A 311-nucleotide genomic window follows, 5' to 3' on the forward strand; every position below is an offset into this window, starting at 1 on the left:
TTCATCCAATCATTAGTCGCTATGATCTGAGCACTACTATAGTTATTTATAGCTTCACCTTTGGTAATCTCCTTGCGAAGAAACCGGTTACAGAAAAACCCATCAAGGTCTTTAATGGTGTTACCGTACAATCCATTCGAAAGAAGGACCTTGATGAGCACCACTATTTTATCATTCCAGAACCGTGTTGTCATTGAAACGCTTCATAATGAAGGACGTTTCTTGCGATACATTGCTAACTACTTAGGCTTTAGTAAGACCACCATCTTTAACGAACTTCACCGGCTAAATAGTGAGTACCGGGCTGAGCT

General features: G+C 40.5%; 1 protein-coding gene. It reads left to right on the forward strand.

What is annotated here, in order from left to right; translation table 11 throughout:
• Positions 1–153 precede the first annotated feature (153 nt).
• Positions 154–311 (forward strand): helix-turn-helix domain-containing protein (locus tag QOS01_RS10515; protein WP_283622282.1); only part of this gene is annotated, 158 nt, incomplete at its 3' end.

Source organism: Limosilactobacillus avium (assembly GCF_947381485.1).
Lineage (GTDB): Bacteria > Bacillota > Bacilli > Lactobacillales > Lactobacillaceae > Limosilactobacillus > Limosilactobacillus avium.